The 18,293-nt window shown below is 62.0% G+C and carries 21 protein-coding genes; 19 read left to right on the top strand and 2 right to left on the bottom strand.

From position 1 onward, the window contains the following. The first annotated feature begins 56 nt into the window (after positions 1 to 56). From GVM20_RS06800 to GVM20_RS06785, 4 genes are all read left to right on the top strand, one after another. Positions 57 to 272 carry a DUF6117 family protein gene (locus GVM20_RS06800; protein ID WP_166546534.1) on the top strand — a complete coding sequence of 72 codons (216 nt, stop codon included), beginning with the start codon at positions 57 to 59 and terminating at the stop codon, positions 270 to 272. Between the two features lie 41 nt (positions 273 to 313). Further along, entirely contained in the window at positions 314 to 4,657 is a 4,344-nt protein-coding gene (locus tag GVM20_RS06795; RefSeq protein WP_166546533.1) for a strawberry notch family protein, read from the top strand. A gap of 1 nt (position 4,658) precedes the next feature. Further along, positions 4,659 to 5,717 (top strand): DUF7146 domain-containing protein, encoded by a 1,059-nt coding sequence (locus GVM20_RS06790; protein ID WP_166546574.1) that lies wholly within the window; start codon positions 4,659 to 4,661, stop codon positions 5,715 to 5,717. A 304-nt stretch (positions 5,718 to 6,021) separates the two neighbouring features. Then, positions 6,022 to 6,939, top strand: coding sequence for a DUF2493 domain-containing protein (locus tag GVM20_RS06785; protein ID WP_066479204.1), 918 nt, complete (start codon positions 6,022 to 6,024; stop codon positions 6,937 to 6,939). 54 nt (positions 6,940 to 6,993) lie between these two features. On the opposite strand, the gene GVM20_RS06780 is transcribed toward GVM20_RS06785, so the two are convergent. Continuing rightward, entirely contained in the window at positions 6,994 to 7,494 is a 501-nt protein-coding gene (locus GVM20_RS06780; protein ID WP_166546532.1) for a hypothetical protein, read from the bottom strand. Between the two features lie 658 nt (positions 7,495 to 8,152). On the opposite strand from GVM20_RS06780, the gene GVM20_RS06775 reads away from it, so the two are divergent. From GVM20_RS06775 to GVM20_RS06765, 3 genes are all read left to right on the top strand, one after another. After that, the gene (locus GVM20_RS06775; RefSeq protein ID WP_156437709.1) at positions 8,153 to 8,317 is read left to right on the top strand and encodes a hypothetical protein; all 165 of its coding nucleotides are present in this window, start codon (positions 8,153 to 8,155) and stop codon (positions 8,315 to 8,317) included. 144 nt (positions 8,318 to 8,461) lie between these two features. After that, positions 8,462 to 8,866 carry a hypothetical protein gene (locus tag GVM20_RS06770; protein ID WP_166546531.1) on the top strand — a complete coding sequence of 135 codons (405 nt, stop codon included), beginning with the start codon at positions 8,462 to 8,464 and terminating at the stop codon, positions 8,864 to 8,866. 611 nt (positions 8,867 to 9,477) lie between these two features. After that, a complete protein-coding gene (locus GVM20_RS06765; protein ID WP_166546530.1) occupies positions 9,478 to 9,798 on the top strand; it encodes a DUF736 domain-containing protein in 321 nt (106 codons plus the stop codon). Positions 9,799 to 9,846: 48 nt separating this feature from the next. On the opposite strand, the gene GVM20_RS06760 is transcribed toward GVM20_RS06765, so the two are convergent. Beyond that, positions 9,847 to 10,071: a helix-turn-helix domain-containing protein gene (locus GVM20_RS06760; RefSeq protein ID WP_082731118.1), complete on the bottom strand. Its 225-nt coding sequence runs from the start codon at positions 10,069 to 10,071 to the stop codon at positions 9,847 to 9,849. A gap of 220 nt (positions 10,072 to 10,291) precedes the next feature. Between GVM20_RS06760 and GVM20_RS06755 the strand changes: the two genes are divergently transcribed. From GVM20_RS06755 to GVM20_RS06700, 12 genes are all read left to right on the top strand, one after another. Continuing rightward, positions 10,292 to 10,558 (top strand): DNA -binding domain-containing protein, encoded by a 267-nt coding sequence (locus tag GVM20_RS06755; protein ID WP_082731119.1) that lies wholly within the window; start codon positions 10,292 to 10,294, stop codon positions 10,556 to 10,558. A gap of 157 nt (positions 10,559 to 10,715) precedes the next feature. Continuing rightward, positions 10,716 to 11,009, top strand: a complete 294-nt coding sequence (locus GVM20_RS16295) for a transcriptional regulator domain-containing protein (protein ID WP_234031892.1) — start codon at positions 10,716 to 10,718, stop codon at positions 11,007 to 11,009. After that, positions 10,987 to 11,490: a DUF2285 domain-containing protein gene (locus tag GVM20_RS16435; protein WP_166546528.1), complete on the top strand. Its 504-nt coding sequence runs from the start codon at positions 10,987 to 10,989 to the stop codon at positions 11,488 to 11,490. Before GVM20_RS16295 ends, GVM20_RS16435 begins: the two co-directional genes overlap by 23 nt. Before the next feature lie 130 nt (positions 11,491 to 11,620). Further along, the gene (locus tag GVM20_RS06740; RefSeq protein WP_066479195.1) at positions 11,621 to 11,893 is read left to right on the top strand and encodes a helix-turn-helix transcriptional regulator; all 273 of its coding nucleotides are present in this window, start codon (positions 11,621 to 11,623) and stop codon (positions 11,891 to 11,893) included. Positions 11,894 to 11,901: 8 nt separating this feature from the next. Next, positions 11,902 to 12,795, top strand: a complete 894-nt coding sequence (locus tag GVM20_RS06735; protein ID WP_166546527.1) for a replication initiator protein A — start codon at positions 11,902 to 11,904, stop codon at positions 12,793 to 12,795. Continuing rightward, a complete protein-coding gene (locus GVM20_RS16285; protein WP_234031891.1) occupies positions 12,792 to 13,481 on the top strand; it encodes a DUF2840 domain-containing protein in 690 nt (229 codons plus the stop codon). Before GVM20_RS06735 ends, GVM20_RS16285 begins: the two co-directional genes overlap by 4 nt. Then, on the top strand, positions 13,478 to 14,056 hold the full coding sequence (locus tag GVM20_RS06725; protein WP_166546526.1) for a S26 family signal peptidase: 579 nt from the start codon (positions 13,478 to 13,480) through the stop codon (positions 14,054 to 14,056). Before GVM20_RS16285 ends, GVM20_RS06725 begins: the two co-directional genes overlap by 4 nt. Positions 14,057 to 14,060: 4 nt before the next feature. Next, positions 14,061 to 14,390 carry a DUF736 domain-containing protein gene (locus GVM20_RS06720; RefSeq protein WP_166546525.1) on the top strand — a complete coding sequence of 110 codons (330 nt, stop codon included), beginning with the start codon at positions 14,061 to 14,063 and terminating at the stop codon, positions 14,388 to 14,390. Positions 14,391 to 14,393: 3 nt separating this feature from the next. After that, positions 14,394 to 15,095, top strand: coding sequence for a lytic transglycosylase domain-containing protein (locus tag GVM20_RS06715; protein WP_166546524.1), 702 nt, complete (start codon positions 14,394 to 14,396; stop codon positions 15,093 to 15,095). Positions 15,096 to 15,342: 247 nt separating this feature from the next. Further along, entirely contained in the window at positions 15,343 to 17,088 is a 1,746-nt protein-coding gene (locus GVM20_RS06710; protein ID WP_166546523.1) for a relaxase/mobilization nuclease domain-containing protein, read from the top strand. A gap of 79 nt (positions 17,089 to 17,167) precedes the next feature. Next, a complete protein-coding gene (locus GVM20_RS06705) occupies positions 17,168 to 17,605 on the top strand; it encodes an antitoxin Xre-like helix-turn-helix domain-containing protein (RefSeq protein WP_199799499.1) in 438 nt (145 codons plus the stop codon). After that, positions 17,592 to 18,293, top strand: coding sequence for an RES family NAD+ phosphorylase (locus tag GVM20_RS06700; protein ID WP_166546522.1), 702 nt, complete (start codon positions 17,592 to 17,594; stop codon positions 18,291 to 18,293). Before GVM20_RS06705 ends, GVM20_RS06700 begins: the two co-directional genes overlap by 14 nt.

Genomic DNA, 18,293 nt, shown 5'->3' with positions numbered 1-18,293 from the left:
GGCGGCCCGGGTCGCCCCGCGCGTCTTTCCCCCCTCACCGATGAAGGAGCCTTGCCATGGCAATTCCTGACCATGCCCGCGCCAATTTCGAGACGCTGCTGAAAGCCGCACAAGCGGGCGATCTCGCGTTGATGGAATGTACCGAGGTTGCCAGCGGCGAAACCCGCTACGTTCTTTGCGCCGTTGGCCGCGACGACGGCGAATATGTGATGACACCGTTCGGGCACCTCGCGCCGGGCGATCCCTACGAGGCCTATATTCCGCCTGCCTGATCCGGCCACCACCTCCCCAACTTCAAACAAGGAATTCCGACATGACCAACTCGCCTTTGGCGGGTGCCTCCGCGCGCCCACTTGCCGCTGCTTGCCCGCAGCAAACCGCTACCGCGATCATCGCCGCAGCCCATGACCTGCTCGGCCACCTTGCCGCCGGTCGCCGGATCGACACGCCCGCCATTCGCACCGCCATGCAGTCCGCCTTTGGCGCAAGCGATGCGACAGGAGCCTGGGACTGGAAGATCGCCTACGAAGCCGTCGAGGTCGCGCAATTGCTGTTCATGCGCCGCTACGGCCTGGCAATCCATGCCAGGACCGCCGATCCGTTCGAACGCCTGAAACTGGTCGAACGGATTGCCCGGCTCGCCCCCACGCAAACCCGGCGCAGTGAGGAAATGCAGGCCTACCAACAGTTCTCGACGCCGCTGGGGCTGGCATGGGTGGCCGGGTTTGCTGCAGACTTCCTCCCGGGCGAGCTGGTGCTCGAGCCATCGGCGGGCACGGGACTGCTGGCGGTACAGGCTGAATTTGCCGGATGCAGATTGGCCGTGAACGAGGTTGCCGAAGTGCGTGCCGCCCTGCTTGGCAGCCTGTTTGCAGGCTCGCACGTGTCGATGCACGACGCAGCACAGATCCACGACCGGCTCGATGCCAGCCTCGTGCCGAGCTGCATCATCATGAACCCGCCGTTCTCGGCAGCGCTGAATGTCGAAGCCCGTGTGGCCGACGCAGCCATCCGGCATCTGTCATCGGCAGTGGCGCGGCTTGCCGACGGTGGACGGCTCGTCGCGATCACCGGGGCCAACTGCGCGCCAGATCACAAGGCATGGCGTGATGGTTTCGTCCGGATGCAGAACAACGCCCGGGTCGTGTTCAGCGCGAGCATTGTGGGCAGCGTGTTCGCACCGCACGGCACTACGGTCGAAACCCGGCTGACCGTGATCGACAAGGTTCCCGCAGACGATGCGGCGCAATTTCCGGCGTCGCCAGGCATTGCTCCCGATCTTGCGACCTTGCGGCGCTGGTTGGCCGACAGCCTCCCGCCACGTCAGCCCATCGCCGCATCAGCTCTTCAGCCACTGGTCGCTGCCCGGAATTCAAAAGCGATCAAAGCCAGCCCAAAGCCGAGACAGGCTGCAGCCCCGATCGCTGCGACATCCGGCGTGCCGCTCGGCTATGATGTGATCGACTGGTGTGCTCCGACCGACGGCAAGCTCACGAATACGCTCTATGAGCCCTACACGCTCCAGTCGATCCGCATCGCTGGCGCTGAGCCACATCCGACGCGTCTGGTGCAATCAGCCGCGATGTCCTCGGTCGCGCCGCCCAAGCCGACCTATCGCCCGCATCTGCCCGCTGGCATCGTCGAACAGGGACTGCTGTCCGATGCTCAGCTGGAATCGGTGATCTATGCAGGCGAAGCCCATGCCGACCATCTCGCCGGCAGCTGGTCCGTCGATGCAACCTGGGACAGGGTGGAAGCTGCGCCCGATGACTGCGACACGGCCGTCCGGTTCCGCAAGGGCTGGTTCCTCGGCGACGGTACCGGCGCCGGCAAAGGGCGTCAGGTGGCAGGGATTGTGCTCGACAACTGGCTGAAGGGCCGAACGCGCGCAGTCTGGATTTCGAAATCCGACAAGCTGCTCGAGGATGCCCAGCGCGACTGGAAGGCTCTGGGGCAAGAGCCCTTGCTGGTCACCCCGCTCGCCCGCTTCCGTCAGGGCACGCCGATCCGGCTCGAGCAGGGCATTCTTTTTACGACCTATGCCACGCTACGCTCCGACGCGCGCGAAAACCGGGTTTCCCGGGTGCAGCAGATCGTCGACTGGCTGGGGACCGACTTCGACGGGGTCATTGTTTTCGACGAGAGCCATGCCATGCAGAATGCCGGTGGCGGCAAATCCGAACGGGGCGATTCCGCCCCCTCGCAGCAGGGACGTGCTGGACTGCGCCTGCAGCATGCACTGCCCAATGCCCGGATTGTTTATGTCTCTGCAACCGGGGCGACCACGGTCGAGAACCTTGCCTATGCTCAGCGGCTCGGCCTGTGGGGCGGCGCTGACTTTCCCTTCGACAAACGCACCGATTTCGTCGCGGCCATCGAAGCGGGCGGGGTCGCAGCGATGGAGGTGCTCGCCCGCGACCTGAAAGCTCTCGGTCTCTATGCAGCCCGTTCGCTGTCGTACGAAGGCATCGAATATGAGCTGCTCGAGCACCAGCTCACCGCTGACCAGGTTCGCATCTACGATGCCTATGCCGGGGCGTTTCAGGTCATCCACAACAACTTGGACGCAGCGCTGGAGGCCGCCAACGTCACGAGCAGCGAGGGCACGCTCAACGCACAGGCGAAGTCAGCAGCCCGTTCGGCGTTTGAATCCGCCAAGCAGCGCTTCTTCAATCATCTCATTACGGCGATGAAAACGCCAACGCTGATCGCCGCGATCGAGCAGGGCCTCGCCGATGGCCACGCCGCTGTGGTGCAGATCGTCTCGACGGGGGAAGCGCTGCTGTCGCGCCGCCTCGCCGACATCGATCCGGGCGAGTGGAACGACATTCAGGTCGATATCACACCACGCGAATATGTTCTGGATTACCTCCTCCACAGCTTCCCGACCCAGCTTCATGAGAGCTTCACCGAAGGCGACGGCAATCTCGCGTCGAGGCCAGCCTATGACGAGGATGGCAATGTCGTGCAGTGCCGCGAGGCTTGTCAGCGGCGGGATCGGCTGATCGAACAATTGGCATCGATGGAACCGGTACAAGGCGCACTCGACCAGATCGTGCAGCGGTTCGGGACAGATATCGTGGCCGAGGTGACCGGCCGTTCGCGCCGGATCGTCCGCAAGGTCGATGCGAATGGCGACCGGCTCGCGGTCGAGAACCGGCCTGCTCATGCCAACCTCGCCGAAGCGCAAGCGTTCATGGAGGATCGCAAGCAAATCCTCGTATTCTCCGATGCCGGGGGCACAGGACGCAGCTACCATGCCGATCTGGGCGCGAGGAACCAGCGGCTCCGCCATCACTATCTGCTGGAAGCTGGCTGGAAGGCCGATACCGCGATCCAGGGCTTGGGCCGCACTAACCGCACCAATCAGGCGCAGCCGCCGCTGTTCCGACCTGTGGCCACTAATGTGCAAGCCGAGAAGCGCTTCCTGTCGACCATTGCGCGCCGGCTCGACACTCTGGGTGCAATCACGCGCGGGCAGCGGCAGACCGGTGGTCAGGGGCTGTTCCGCCCCGAAGACAATCTCGAAAGCCCCTATGCCCGCGATGCCCTGCGCCAGCTCTATGTACTGATCTATGCCGGCAAGGTCGAGCAGTGCTCGCTCGCCACCTTCGAGAGCATGACCGGCCTGTCGCTGACCGACAGCAGCGGGTGCCTCAAAGACGAGTTGCCGCCGATCACGACTTTCCTGAACCGGCTGCTGGCACTCACCATCGACATGCAGAACGTGCTGTTCACGGTATTCGAGCAGTTGCTTAGCGCCAAGGTCGAGAGCGCAATCGCGGCGGGCAGTTACGATCTCGGGCTGGAAACGCTGACAGCCGAAAGCTTCACCATCACAGCCAGCGAGCCGATCTACGTCCATCCGGCCACCGGCGCAGAAACCCGGTTGCTTACGATTGCAATGCAGGAACGCAATCAGCCCGTATCGCTCGAAAAGGCGCTCAAACTTCGGCGTGAACCCAGCGCGCGGCTGTTGGTCAATGCCCGCTCGCGGCGCGCTGCAGTCCAGCTGCCGGCTCGCAGCCTCATGCTCGACGATGGCGAGGTTGAACGCCGTGTCCGGCTGATCAGGCCGATGGAGCGGCTGAACTTCGCCCTGACCCACCTTCCCGAGACCCACTGGGAGGAGGTGGACGAGCGGACATTCGCGACAATCTGGCAGGACGAGCTGGCACAAGTCGATGAGTTCACGACAAGCGAACTGCACATCGTCACCGGCCTGTTGCTCCCCATCTGGAAACAGCTTCCCGAGGAATCGACCCGTGTCTACCGGCTCCAGGCCGATGATGGCACCCGCATTGTCGGGCGCAGGGTGTCCGCAGCATGGGCAGCGGGTACGACGGCCAAGCCCGAAGCACCCTTGCTTTCGCCACCACAGGCACTCGCATTGCTTCGTGAAGGCCAAGCCATGCTCGACCTTGCCGATGGGCTGCAACTGCGCCGGTCGCGGCTGATGCAGGTGAACCGGATCGAACTCACCGGGTTCGGATCCTCGGCGGTCGACCGGCTCAAAGCCATGGGGCTGTTTTCCGAGATCATCAGCTGGAAACTGCGTCTGTTCGTGCCTGACGACGTGGTGACAGGGTCGGCTGTGCTCGAGCGGCTGTTTGAACGGCACCCCTTGGCCCGAATTCTTGATCGAAAGGCTGCCTGAGATGGCAAAGCTCTCCACGCGTGCGGCAGAATTGTCCGAGCACCTTGCGCAGAACGTGCAGGCCGTCTGCCGCCATTATCTGCCCGCAGGCAGGCGCGAAGGCCGCTACTGGATGGTTGGCGATGTCGCGGGAACGCCCGGGCGCAGTCTCTACGTTCGCCTCTTCGAAACCGAACGCGGCGCGATTGGAAATTGGGTCGATGCCGCAACCGGTGAGCATGGCGATCTCGTTGATCTCATCCGGCTCAACCAGCGGCATGGGCGTCTGTCCGAAACCATTGAGGAAGCCGAACGCTTCCTCAGCCTGCCGCCCTCGGCTTCGGACGATCAGCGCAGTGCCGCGTCATTCGCCAAGCCGGCGCGCGCAGGATCCACGACCGCTGCCATACGCCTGTTTGCCGCCTCGAAACCACTGACTGGATCAATGGCGAGCACCTACCTGCGATCACGTGGCATCACACGCGTATCTGACCTGCCAGCCCTGCGCTTTCATCCGCGATGCTACTACAAACCGAACGAGGACGATGATCCAGCAACACCAAGCGCTTTCCCGGCACTGATTGCAGCAGTAACCGACAACGACGGCGTGCAGACCGGCACCCATCGAACCTGGCTCGATCCATTCGGCAGCGCGAAGGCCAAAGTCGCATCGCCGCGGAGGGCGATGGGCAACATCCTCGGCAACGCCGTAAGGTTCGGAACTGCGGGTGATGTCATGATCGCAGGCGAAGGCATCGAAACCATGCTGTCGTTGCGCGAGGTTCTGCCAACCATGCCGATGGTCGCCGCAACATCGTCAGCCCACCTCGCAGCGATCTTGTTCCCGCAGACACTCCGGCGACTCTATGTCGCGCGCGACCGCGATGCTGCAGGCGACGCAGCGTTTGGTGTCCTCGCTGAGCGCACCCAGGCAGCAGGGATCCAACTCGTATCACTTATGCCTGACCTCGCTGACCTCAATGACGACCTCCGCCAGCATGGCGTTGCTGCACTGGCGGAACGGGTCCGCCATCATCTCCGAGAGCAGGATCAGACACGCTTTTCCGTCGACATTGGCTGAGCCGATACGGGGTTGAACGATGGGCGATGGCGGCGTGCATAGGACTTGAGCCAAGACCTGGCCCAGCCCGGCCTTCTTCGAGCGGCGTCCGAGAGACCGGCTGCCGCGAGGCCGCAATGGCGGTCATGCGGCTATTTTCCGGCGGCGCATCCGCGCCTTTCCATCGCGAACCAAAATAGCCGCCCGTCCGCCATCCTGCGCTGCGCTTCGGTCCATGCGGATGCAGCCTCGCAGCAGCCGGTCAGAGGGACGCCCATGAAGGCCGGGCAAGGTGCCCGGTCCCATGGCCCCAAGGACCGACGCAATGACCATCACGCCCGATTCAGAACCCGAACACGAAACCTCAGCCACCGCCCATCTCCTCGATGAAATCGCCCTCTACGGCTATCGCCCCTTCTCCGACGAAGCCGACCCGCGACCGCTCCCCGAAGAGCGCATCGCCGCTGGCGCCGTCGCGGACATGTTCGATGCTCTCATCGCCACCATGATAGACACCAGGCTTGAACCCGATCTGGAGGACCTGTGCTGGTCGCTCGCCAACCTCTTCCACCGCGCCGAAGGCCGGATCCAACGCGAACTCGACGACAACGAAGATGCCCAGAAGCGCAGCCAGCGCGAGCAGGATGGTTCGGAAGTCAAATCGGTCGAACTTGAGCGCCTGCTTCGCGAAGGCATCGGTCTGATCGAACGCCGCAATGCGATGGAATTTATGCGTGATGCCGCCGGACACCAGTTCGAATTGCATTTCCGCAAGGCCTGGACCCCGCGCACCGGGTCACTCGTAAATCATCGCACTATGACAGCCGCCATGATCGACAGCCGGGATTTTCTCGCTGCGAAGCGTCGTTCAGAGACTGAGCCGCTGCTTCCGGTGGGCACGCGCATCGCGTTTACGTCCGGTCCTGACTACCAGAACCACAACCGGATATGGGCCGTCCTGGACAAGGTGCTCGCCAAATATCCAGACATGGTCCTGTTCCACGGCGGCAATCCCACCGGCGGCGAACACATCGCTTCGCTATGGGCGCGCAATCGCAAGATCACACATGTCGCGTTCCGGCCAGACTGGAATCGGTTCAAGAAGGCGGCACCATTCCGGCGCAACGATCAGATGCTGGAAGCGCTGCCCAAGGCCGTGGTCGCCTGCCCGGGCAATGGCATCAATGCCAATTTGGTCGACAAGGCGCGCAAGATGGGGGTTTTGGTATGGGCGATTGAGTAAGGCCCTTCCGTTCCTGCAGGAAGCTGAATTATCGGCTAATTGTTGAATGAACGATCAATTATTGCAGGACAGCTTGGGGCCAATGATTGCTTCAATTTGTGATATGTCGGCGGACTTATGGATCAATAGGAATTCAGCAAGTTCATCCACCGCCGACCAGTTTTCTTCAAGAGTACTACGCGTTGCTACTTCCAAACGATCGAACTTTTTCGAAAGACCGGCATTCATCAATTGTTGACGCATAAGGTCGTGGTCAGGCCGCGCACAAGTAGGGTCTGGGGTGAGCGACTCGTCTCTTTCGGCAGCAATTAATTCGGCCAAAAGGCCTGCGACCAAAACACGCCCGAGATCTATCGCGACTTCGGGCAGTTTCGCCGTTTCTGCCGTCGCGGGCACTCCTGCAGAGACGCATTTGCTCTTAAGTAGACCGACATAGATTTCGCCAGCACCATAATCCTTAAGATCGATCCCGGCGACCAAACCATGGTACGTCGCAAGATATGCCATAACTGCGTGCCCAGCCTCATGAAAGGCCGCCTCTTTTTTGATATCCAACCAGTTACCTACCTCGATCTAGGAATGGAGTTTGCCCCACGCGCCGCGCTCTTTCCAAGCTGCGAGTTCATTGAGAGAAGTGGCTAGCTCGCGCAGCAAGACCGGATCAGTGGGGATATCGAAGAGCGGACCTGCTTCTGCATCGACAGACCCTGCCAAGTGAAAAATGGCTCGTGCTGCTGTTCCAACAACATAAATGCCGTCCGCTGTGCCTTGGTCGGTGGCCCAATTCTGGCCATTCGCGCGTTGCGCCACCCAACCTGTCTTAACACGCCTCATATAAATACCCAGTCAACAGCGAGCCGAAAGCATTGATTCTATAGGCTACGCTAGCACGATCATCACTTCGTTGCCTATGCAAACGCATACCCAAGTGGCCTCGGCAATTCGGCATACGTCTAACCGCTGATTAAGCACCGCATATTCCGCATTTTCGCGACGCAGTGATTTCGCCGACTACCTTAACGCAACATCCACCCCGCTCTTTGAGGCCAATCCGTTGGCCGACCCCAAGCCTCCTTCAATCAACCCGTAAAGGGTCCGCTACGCTCTGCGTGCGGCCACTGCGGCTGCACCTTCGTGGTGATTGCGGCTTTGCGCCGTCTGTCCGGGGCCTGTCGAGCGGGGATGGTCCCTGCTCCGAGACAGGAGCTCGAACATGTCACTCACCGTCGCACAGCGTCACGCTTGGAGCCTCGCCCGCACACTAATGGTCTGCGTTACCCTGTTCCAAGCCGGTAATGGCTATGCCGCCGTTCCCACCGCCGAATTCGATGGCGATGCCGACAGCGTCATCCATGAATATGACCCGTTCAACCCCTGACCGCGCCAAATCGCGTTGCGCCGCATGGCTGGATGTCCTTCAGGCATTCCAGCCGTCGCGCATCTCTGCTATTAATTTCCTGCACATTGCGCTGCGGTGGAGGTGGAGAGCGCGTCCCTTACCCTTGGTTCCAAGGAGGACGCCATGCTGATCGGCTTTGCCCTAATAATCGTCGCAGTATTTCTGTGCTGCGCGCTTCTATTTCGCCTTTCGATCTACGCCCTGCCGCTGTTCGTCGCGTTTCTTGCCGGTTCGGCGACTTATCGCACCGACAGCGGCATTCTCGCTGCGCTCGCCGCCGCAGCCATATCGGCGATCATCCTGCTCGCTGCAGCCCGGTTAGCACTTGCGTTCGCTAAGTCCGACTTGACACGTGCCGCGGTCGGCGTCGCCTTTGCCGCGCCGTCAGCAATTGCAGGCTATCACGCAGTCCATGGCATCGCTGCAGCGACTATGCCGCCGAGCGCATGGCAAATTGCCTTATCACTGCTTGGCGCTGCGATAATCGCGGCAGCATCCTGGACGCAATGGAGCCGAGCCCGCCCTTAGCTTTGCCATTTTCCAAGCCCCGCCCAGTGGTACCGGGCGGGGCTGGCACGGCCGATTCAGCCGGTACGAGGCAGGCGGTGTGACCAAGTGGCAGTTTCTGCCTGCCTCGTCTTGGGTCAGGTTGGTCTGGGCGTTTTCAGGGGCAGAGCGAGACCGGGAATTCGCAGCCAGTTTCAAGCTAGCCAGTGGTGGACCGATTGGGCGTAGCTCGATCAGGCGCGAAGTGGCGCATGGCCGTTGCCGGTATCTGCGATTGCAGCGACGCCCGGCAAGCACCCCGTGTGACGACACCTTTCTCATCGCAATTCGGTCTTGAAAGTACGGGAAGTGCCATTTCTCCCGGACAAGTATGACCCGAACCCAATGCCGCCTCTTCAATGGCTTTGGTTGGCAGGGGATGGCTTCGCCGCTTGATCCCTTGCTGCAACGCCGTCTGCGCCGACTTTCTTCCCCTGCGCGTGCCGCCCATTCCTCGCGAAACAAGAAAGCCGTCTGGCCGCCGTCCTCCACTTCGTTTCGGCCGTCCCGGTGCAGCGGGCGCAAGCCCCTGCCTTGAACCAGCCATCGAGGCCGCGATGGGCGCGGGTTCGACCAACTTGAAGGAAATCATCATGGCCAACATCGGAACTTTCACCAAGACCGGCAACGAATACAAGGGCGAGATCGTCACTATGTCGGTGCAGCAGAAGAACGTCCGCATCGTCCCCGAAACCAGCGATAACGAAAACGCACCGTCGCACCGGGTATTCGTCGGCCGCGCGGAAATCGGCGCCGCCTGGACCAAGACCTCGAACGAAGGCCGCGACTATCTCTCGGTGAAGCTCGACGACCCCAGCTTCACCGCCCCAATCTTCGCCAACCTCTTCGACGACGAAGACGGCAAGAGCTTCAATCTGATCTGGTCGCGCGCCCGCCGCACCAACGGCGACTGACCACAGCCAGCCCCGCCCGGCACCTGCCGGGCGGGGCTTCCGGCATTCTCATTCGTTTGCTGACGTCACTCTCACAAGGAGTTCTGACGCTTCAATCCCGAGCGCAGTGGATAGATGCTCAAGCTTGTCGACCGAGGCACTGTAGCGTCCACGCTCAAGGCTGCTGACATAGGTTCGATCGAGATGTGCCCGATGTGCAAGCTCTTCTTGCGACAGGCCAGCAGCCAACCGATAGCGTTTCAGATTCGCAGCCAGGACCTCGCGCAATTTCATTGCACGAACTCACCACCGTTGCAGAGTATTTAACCACGGAGTATACTCTTCACGACTGGAATTCGGCTGAGTTCAGCAGGCTTGCAAGGCGCACGGGTTATCCGCGAAAAGGTACAATTCTCTGCCCGTTGTCGAACAAGCCAAGTTTTCCCCATTTTGGTGTGTCTTGGTGCTAAGAGACTGTGGATGCAGAAACGAGTCGGAACCAAAGGCTCGGACCATGACGATTGCTTCTTTCGAAAACAGCCCGCCCCTCTTGGATACGGTAACGCCGTATGACGAACGCCATTTTGTCACGTATTTACGGCTGCTTGACGCCGCCGACGAAGGCGCGGAATGGACTGAAGTTGTGCAGATCGTCTTTGGGATCGATCCTGCCCTGGAACCGGTCCGGGCGCATCAGGTCCATGAGACCCACCTCGACCGAGCACGCTGGATGACGTCCCACGGCTACCGACATCTGCTTGAGAAAGAACAAAAAGGCTGAATTCTCGGACACAGATCGGCCCCCTTGCCCTAAACGCTCCGTCAGAATTTCTGCGCCTCCGGGCATAAGCATCCCCAGATTTTGATACTTGCGGCTTACCGTTGGTTAACAAAGACTTGATGCTTGGCCTTTTTGCCTGTGCTTTGCAGGGGTCTTTATGCCCGGTGGTTCGTCATGGCGGTCACCATCGACCGCGTATCAATATCGCGATCACGACCATGCGGACTTCGCGCAGGAATTCCTGCACCGTAATGCTGATTACCGCCGCGATTATGCCGAAACTAAAGAGCGCATTGCTCGCTTCCCATCGGTCGAACACCATGAAAAGGAGGGCCTGTCCCGGCGATGGGGCCTGAGCTTTCCCCACCGATCCGCAAGCAAATCCGCGCCAGAGCCCGGCCCATTGGTCGCCCAGCGCATCGCCCGACGTGATCATCGTCGAAACTTCTAAACCGGACCTCCCGCTGATGTGGCTGTCGAGCTGGAAGCCGCTGGCAGAGATATCGACATCAGTCGGCAAATATCTCGTTTATACGAGGGGCAGCTGCAGGCTGCGACTTTGCATTCGATACCGAGCCGCCCTGCCCGTTCCCGCCGTCTCGATACCGTGCGATGAGACCTATGAACTGCGCATCGCAGCTGTCACGCGTATGCATCTGATAACGCGCGCCTCCAGCTCCACATCCCAAGGCGCTCACGTCATCACGCACAATCAACGGCTGCGGTTGAGCCGCTTCCTTGCTATTCACGATGCGCTCGGGGCGGGTGCGTCTTCTCGTGACCTCGCCTACGGCCTGATCTTCCCCAACCACCGTCCTCTTGTCGGAGCGACCTGGAAAGCCTCGAGTGAGCGGCGGCAGGTTCTTCGGCTGATCGCCCAAGCGCGTAGCCTCGTCTTCGGCGGATATCGCGATATTCTCTTACACCGCTGACCGAGACATCCGGGGTGACAGATTGCGTCACCTGCATTCGGTCACTCCCTGCCCATGCCAATCCTCCGCCAAAGCTCGCGAACCCCAGCAACAGCCCGCTGCTGCTGCCAACCTTCGCCGGAGCCTTGCCATGGATGCCAGACCCACCCCCGTGACTGCACGATTTTTGCGGACGCCTGATGCTGCAGTGCACCTCGGACTTTCGGCTCGCACACTCGAAAAGCACCGCTGTTTCGGGACGGGGCCGGTCTATCGCAAGCTCGGTGGCCGGATCGTTTATGCGGTGACAGATCTAGATGCATGGGCAGAGCAAGGGCTGCGGCGGTCAACCAGCGATCCCGGCAAAGGCATCGTCCACCCAGCCAAGCGGCTTGATGGTTATACTCCGCCGGTCCGGCGCTGAGCCACGCAATGCGACACCTGTCCGCCTTCCCAGCCAAGTCTGCGCAACTTGACCTGTTCGTGTCCCAGGGCCGCGATATTGCCGCGCGCGACGCGCAGGACCTGATGGCCTGGCCGTTCTTTAGCATCGCCAAATCGAAGCGGGTCCGTCCGATCGATTTCCGGATGGGCGATGTTTCGATCCTCGTCGAGGCAACTGCCGAACATGGCATGGCAACCATCTGGGACGCTGACGTCCTCATCTGGGTGGCGAGCCAGATCGTCGAAGCGCGCGATGCCGGTCGGCCTACCTCGCGATTGATCGCCGCGACCCCGCACGAGATCCTTGCCTTCACCCGGCGGGGCACAGGCAAAGCCAGCTATGAGCGGCTGAAGGCCGGGCTGGATCGCCTGCAATCCACCACCATCGCGACCTCTATCCGCCAGCATGACGCGCGGCGGCGGCACCGCTTTTCTTGGATCAATGAATGGAAGGAGCGTCTCGACCATTTCGGACGCGCGCTCGGGATCGAGATGATCATTCCTGACTGGTTCTACGAAGGCGTGATCAATCAGGCGCTCGTGCTCACCATTGATGCCGACTACTTCGCACTGACCGGTGGTCTGGAGCGCTGGCTTTACCGCCTCGTGCGCAAGCATGGCGGCAAGCAGCGCGGAGGCTGGAGCTTCGACTTCCAGCATCTGCACATGAAGTCAGGTGCGCTCTCCCCGCCCAAACGCTTCGCATTCGAGCTGCGCGACATCGTCCGCCGCCAAGCGCTGCCGGGATACACGCTTACCATCGAACATGCGCTCGGCCGCGAACGGCTGAACTTTGTCGCTGTCCGGCCCGATCCGTTCGACGCCGCAATGCGCCGTCTCGGTCTGCGGACCACCAACCGTCACCCTGTGGATATGTCATGATGCAGCACGGACTATCAGGAACCGCCACACTCGGACCATCAGGAACCGGAAGTTCGGACTATCGGGAACCGAAACGCCTTCCAAAGCCCCGGAAAACCTCAGCAATTTGCGCCCTTAACTATCCTAACAAAGAATCCTTCGGATTCTTGCTAACGGCTGCGCGGCTGTGGATAAATAGCGGCGGATCGTCCGATAGGCCTTCCGATACGAAGACCAGCGATGACCCGCAGCTGACCCATGTGACGCTGGTCTGGCGCGAAGGCCAGCATGAGGATTGGATCAAATTCGGTAAGCCCGTTGCCGAACGGATCTTCAGCCGTAGCAAACGGATCGAAAGTTATATGGCGGGCCAGGTGTTCGCCTTGGTCCGCTGGGCGTCCAACGATTATGGCACCGTCCGTTCAACCTTGGACATCGTACAAGCTGTCAGCTTAGGCGAGCATTGCGCAACCGTGCCGCAGGTCGACCCCGGCGGCGCGCTGCTGCTTTCGGTCCATGGCTGGCCCAAGGTCGCGCAAGTTTTCCGGCTAATCGATGCCATCGAAGCGTCTGGCATAGACCCCTGCGATGTTGCTCCGGAACATTGGAGACACATCCACAACAGGATGGCGGGCCGACTAACTTCGCGTGATTACACGCCCGCGCGGCACCAAGCCTGGCTCCAGCGCAAGGCACTTCGGCCATGAAGCGGCGCAGCATGATATTTGCAGCCATCGTAGGTTGCGCAACGCTCACGACATTGGCCGTGCCAGTCGCGCGCTTCGCCTTGTGGAATGCGACTGCCTCGGTCCCCACCGGACTCTACGCCATCCGTGGCAAGGCGAGCCTGCACGTCGGCGAGCGGATCGCCATTGAGCCGCCGCCCGAACTGCGCCGATTGCTCGCCGAGCGGCATTACCTCCCGACAGGCATCCCGCTGCTGAAGCGCATCGCGGCTGTCCGCGGTCAGCGCGTCTGCCGTGATGCTTTGAGCATTACGATTGACGGCCAATATGTCGGCGCGGCGCGTCCGTCGGACAGTCTGGGGCGCCCACTGCCGACCTGGGCCGGCTGCCATGTGCTGCGCACCGGCGAGCTATTCGTGATGAACCCGGCAGCGCCCGACAGTTTCGATGGGCGCTATTTCGGCGTGCTGCGCCTGACCCATGTCATTGGTCGCGCAACCCCAGTCTGGACCGATGAAGCGGGCGATGGCGACCATGTCTGGTTCGCCGACCCGCGCGCCTCCGACACTTCCTTACGCTCAACCCAAGGAGATTGAACCCATGCGTATCGGAACTTTTCGTGCCGCCGACGGCGGCTACAGCGGGCAACTGCGGACGCTGTCGCTTAGCATTGAGATCTCACTCGTCCCGGCAGACCCGTCGGACAGCGAGAATGCTCCGGACTTCCGTGTGGTTGCTGGCGAAGATGAAGACGCGCGCGAAATCGGCGCAGGCTGGAAGCATGTCGGGGAGAAAGCGGGCGACTATGTCAGCGTGCAGATCGATGATCCCTCATTCTTGCAGCCGCTGCGGGCCAGCCTGTTTAAGGGCGATGACAACGGCCATGTTTTGGTTTGGTCGCGTCCGTCGCGGCGCGAAAAGGCGAACTGAGCCATGCAGCTCCGCCGCTTGGGCTCCGCTGCCTTGGCTGCGCTCGCTTTGTTCGGTGCCGCACCTGGCTTTGGGCAGGACGCTGCCGACCCGACAGCGCCGCGCACCATCGACGTTGCAGCGCACGTTGCTGAGGCATCGCTGCGTTTCGGCATCCCGGAGCAATGGATCTATGCGGTCATGCGGGCCGAGAGCGCCGGCCGCATCGGCGCGGTATCGTCGGCCGGAGCGATGGGACTGATGCAGCTCATGCCCGGAACGTGGGCGCGCCAGCGCGCCCGTTTCCGTCTCGGCAGCGACCCGTTCGACCCGCGCGACAACATCTTGGCAGGCACCAGCTATCTTCGCGAAATGTACGACAGTTACGGCGCCTACGGCATGCTCGCCGCCTATAATGCGGGCCCCGGGCGCTATCAGGAGTGGCGCGATCGCGGCCGCCCGCTTCCTGCCGAGACCCGCGCTTATGTCGCAAAGATCGCACCTATCCTGCAATCGGACAGCACAGCAAATGTCGTCGCCAGCATGTCGCCTGTGCAGCAAGTGCGCATTGCGTGGACGCAAAGCGGGCTGTTCGCGGCGCGAACTTCCGCAACTGAGGCAGCGCCCAGCGCAGACATCGGCGAAGAAACAGCGGCTGCGCCGTCTGCTTCGCTGCGTCCGCACGGCGGCCTGTTCGTCCCTGTCTCGGGGAACCGCGACCAGTGAAGGGCCCCCTACCCATCTGGCACGTTATGGCGTGGCCTGGCGCAAAATTGTGCGGAAGCGGAGTGACAGGAAAGGATGGGTCAAGAGGATGGCAAGATAAAAGCGGAGCCAGCCGCTGGGGTGTGGGGCCGCAGAATTGCTCAGGTTTCAGAGCCAGCTGCTACATCACCCGGCTGGCTCTATTTAGAGAAATCCTCGCATTTCCGCCGCCCAGCGAGCCAGCCGTCATTTGCTTGGCCGTTCAGCCGTGAGCGACGATGATTTCGAAATCCGGCCCGGCCGCATCCGCAATCGCGGCCCCGGCCAGAGCAAGGAGCGCACTCTGAAGGCGCAGTTGCGCGCTCTTGCCAACCGGTCTGGCCGTGGCGGCAGGGCGAGTGCTTCCGGATCTCGGCGCGGGACGGGTCGCCTCGCGCGGGGGCGGATCGCCAGCCTGCGCGCAACCTCGCGCGCCAGTCAGCGGCGCGTGATCGTCAAGGCGCGGATCGTGCGGCATCAAGGAAACCGCTTTGCCGCGGCGCCGCTCGCCCGGCACCTGACCTATCTCAAGCGTGACGGAGTCACCCGGGACGGAAAGGATGCCGAGCTGTTCGGCAACGGCGATGGCCCTATCGACGGCGATGCTTTTGCCGAACGCTGCGCCGATGATCGGCATCACTTCCGCTTCATTGTCGCGCCTGAAGATGCTGCCGAACTTGCCGATGTCCGGACCTTCACCCGCGAACTGCTGACCGACATGGAAAAGGATCTCGGCACCCGGCTCGACTGGGTGGCGATCGATCACTGGAACACCGACAATCCTCACATCCATATCCTGATGAGAGGCAAGGCCGATGCCGGCGACGATCTGGTGATCGACAAGGACTATATCCGCGAAGGCATGCGCGCTCGTGCCGAGCAGCGGGTATCCCTCGAGCTAGGCCCGCGTACTGAGCGGGAGATCGACGGAGCGCTGGCGCGCGAGGTCGATGCCGACAGATGGACCAGCCTCGATCGTCGGCTGCGCGCGATCGGCAACAAGCTGGACGGCGTGGTCGACCTGCGTCCGGATCCGCAGCGGATCGCCAATCCGGCCAACCAGCATCTCATCGGCCGCGCCACGAAACTCGAACGCATGGGACTGGCGGACAAGATTGCATCTGGCTGCTGGCGGTTAAAGCCCGGGCTGGAGCAGACGCTGCGCGACCTTGGCACCCGCCGCGATATCATCAAGACGATGCACCGGGCCATGACGGGGCAAGGTCTCGCCGCCGAGTCCGGCCGCTTCGCGATGCATGATGGGGCGGCAGGCGAACCTGTCATCGGGCGTTTGGTCGAGCGCGGCCTGCACAATGAACTGACGGGAGAGGCCTATGCCGTGGTCGACGGCGCCGATGGCCGGGTCCATCATTGCAAATTCTCCGACATCGACATGACCGGTGATGCTGCCTCGGGTGCAATCGTCGAGCTCCGCTCCTGGACTGACCGGCGCGATCGCGAACAATCCTCGCTCCTGACCCATTCCGATTGCGATCTTCCTACCCAGGAGCGCAGCCGCGGAGCCACCTGGCTCGACAAGCAATTGATTGCATCCGAGCCGCTGCCGCTCGGTCCAGGCTTTGGCAGCGAAATCGAAGCAGCGAAAACGCGCCGGCTCGATTATCTGGAAAGCGAAGGTCTTGCCCAGCGGCGCGGTGACCGCTTCGCCCTGTCCCGCAATCTGCTTGGCACATTGCGCGAGCGCGACCTTGCCGACGCTGGTGCCGCACTTTCGCGTGAGCACGGCCTGCCGCATCGCCAAAGCCGATCATCCGGTGAGGTGTCTGGCGTTTATCGCCAGCGCATCCAGCTCGCTTCGGGCCGGTTTGCGATGATCGACGATGGCCTTGGGTTTTCGCTTGTCCCTTGGTCAAAGCAGCTCGACCGGCATCTCGGGCAATATGTGAGCGGCCAGCCGCGGTCTGGTGGTGGCATCGAATGGACACTGGGCCGAAGCAGGTCGATCGAGATATGATGTGTCAAGCTGACCGGTATCAGCCCAATCTTGACAAACGCACCATGTGATGCGTATATTCGCGTCAGGAGAAACGACCATGGCAAGCGCAGCAATCACCCATCAAGCGGCCCCGGCAGCAGCAGGCCTGCAGACCTTTTCGAGCGACGGCGACCGCAAGCGTCTGACCGGCGCGGCGGTCAAGGCAGTGTTGCGGCTCGTCGATGCCTGGGGTGGCAGCAATGCCGAAGGCGCCGCGTTGCTCGGCGTATCCGAGAGCACGTGGGACCGGATCAAGGCCGGCAAATGGGACGGCACCTTGAGCCAGGATCAGCTGACCCGTGCCTCCGCCCTGATCGGTGTGTTCAAGGGGCTGCATCTGCTGTTTGCCGACGCGATGGCCGACCGCTGGCCGCGCCTGCCCAACCGTGCGCCGGTGTTCGGCGCGAAGTCGCCGGTCGAAGCGATGATCGAAGGCGGCATTCCCCGGATGCTTGAGACCCGGCAGTATATCGACGCGCTGCGTGGCGGGCTCTGAACCGGATTCCGCGCTGCCACTGGTGCGTGAGGCATTCCCCCGCACCATCAGGCTTGTGGCCAGCGCGCGGCTGCGCGAAGCTGTGCTCGCGCCGCTGGCCGACGATCCCGACGAGTTGGCGCTGCTCGCCGAGATCGAAGGCGCGACCAGCGGGCGGTTGGTTGCGGAGGAACGCGGGCTTGGCGCGCTCAGCCCCGAAGAACTGGTTCACGGAGTCCCCCATGCCCGCTTCATCAATGCCAGCTTCGCTTATGCCAAACCGCGTGAGCCGATGCGCTTCAACCCTGCAGACCGCGGTGCATGGTATGCCGCCCTCGCGGTTGAAACCTGTATTGCCGAAGTCGGGCATCACCTGACCAAGGCACTCGCTGACGCAGGCGATTTCAACGCGGTTGTCGAATATGGCGAAATGCTGGCGAGTATGGCCGGCGTGTTCGTCGACCTGCGCGAGGCAGCGGGTCATCCGGCGCTCGATGCCGACCCCGCAACTGGATATGCCGCTGGCAATGTTCTCGCCGCACAGGCACGCGTCGAGGGCCACAATGGCATCATTTATCCTTCGGTACGCCACGCCGGCGGCACCTGCATCGCTGCGCTCTGGCCAAACGTGGTGCAGTCGGTGGTGCAGGGTGCGATGGTTCGGCTGACTTGGTCAGGCACGCCGGTATATACGTGGGAGCCGATCTAG

Source organism: Porphyrobacter sp. SLTP (assembly GCF_009905735.1).
Classification (GTDB): Bacteria; Pseudomonadota; Alphaproteobacteria; order Sphingomonadales; family Sphingomonadaceae; genus Erythrobacter.
The sequence above is the reverse complement of the archived record's forward strand: the minus strand, read 5'-3'. Positions and strand labels throughout refer to the sequence as shown.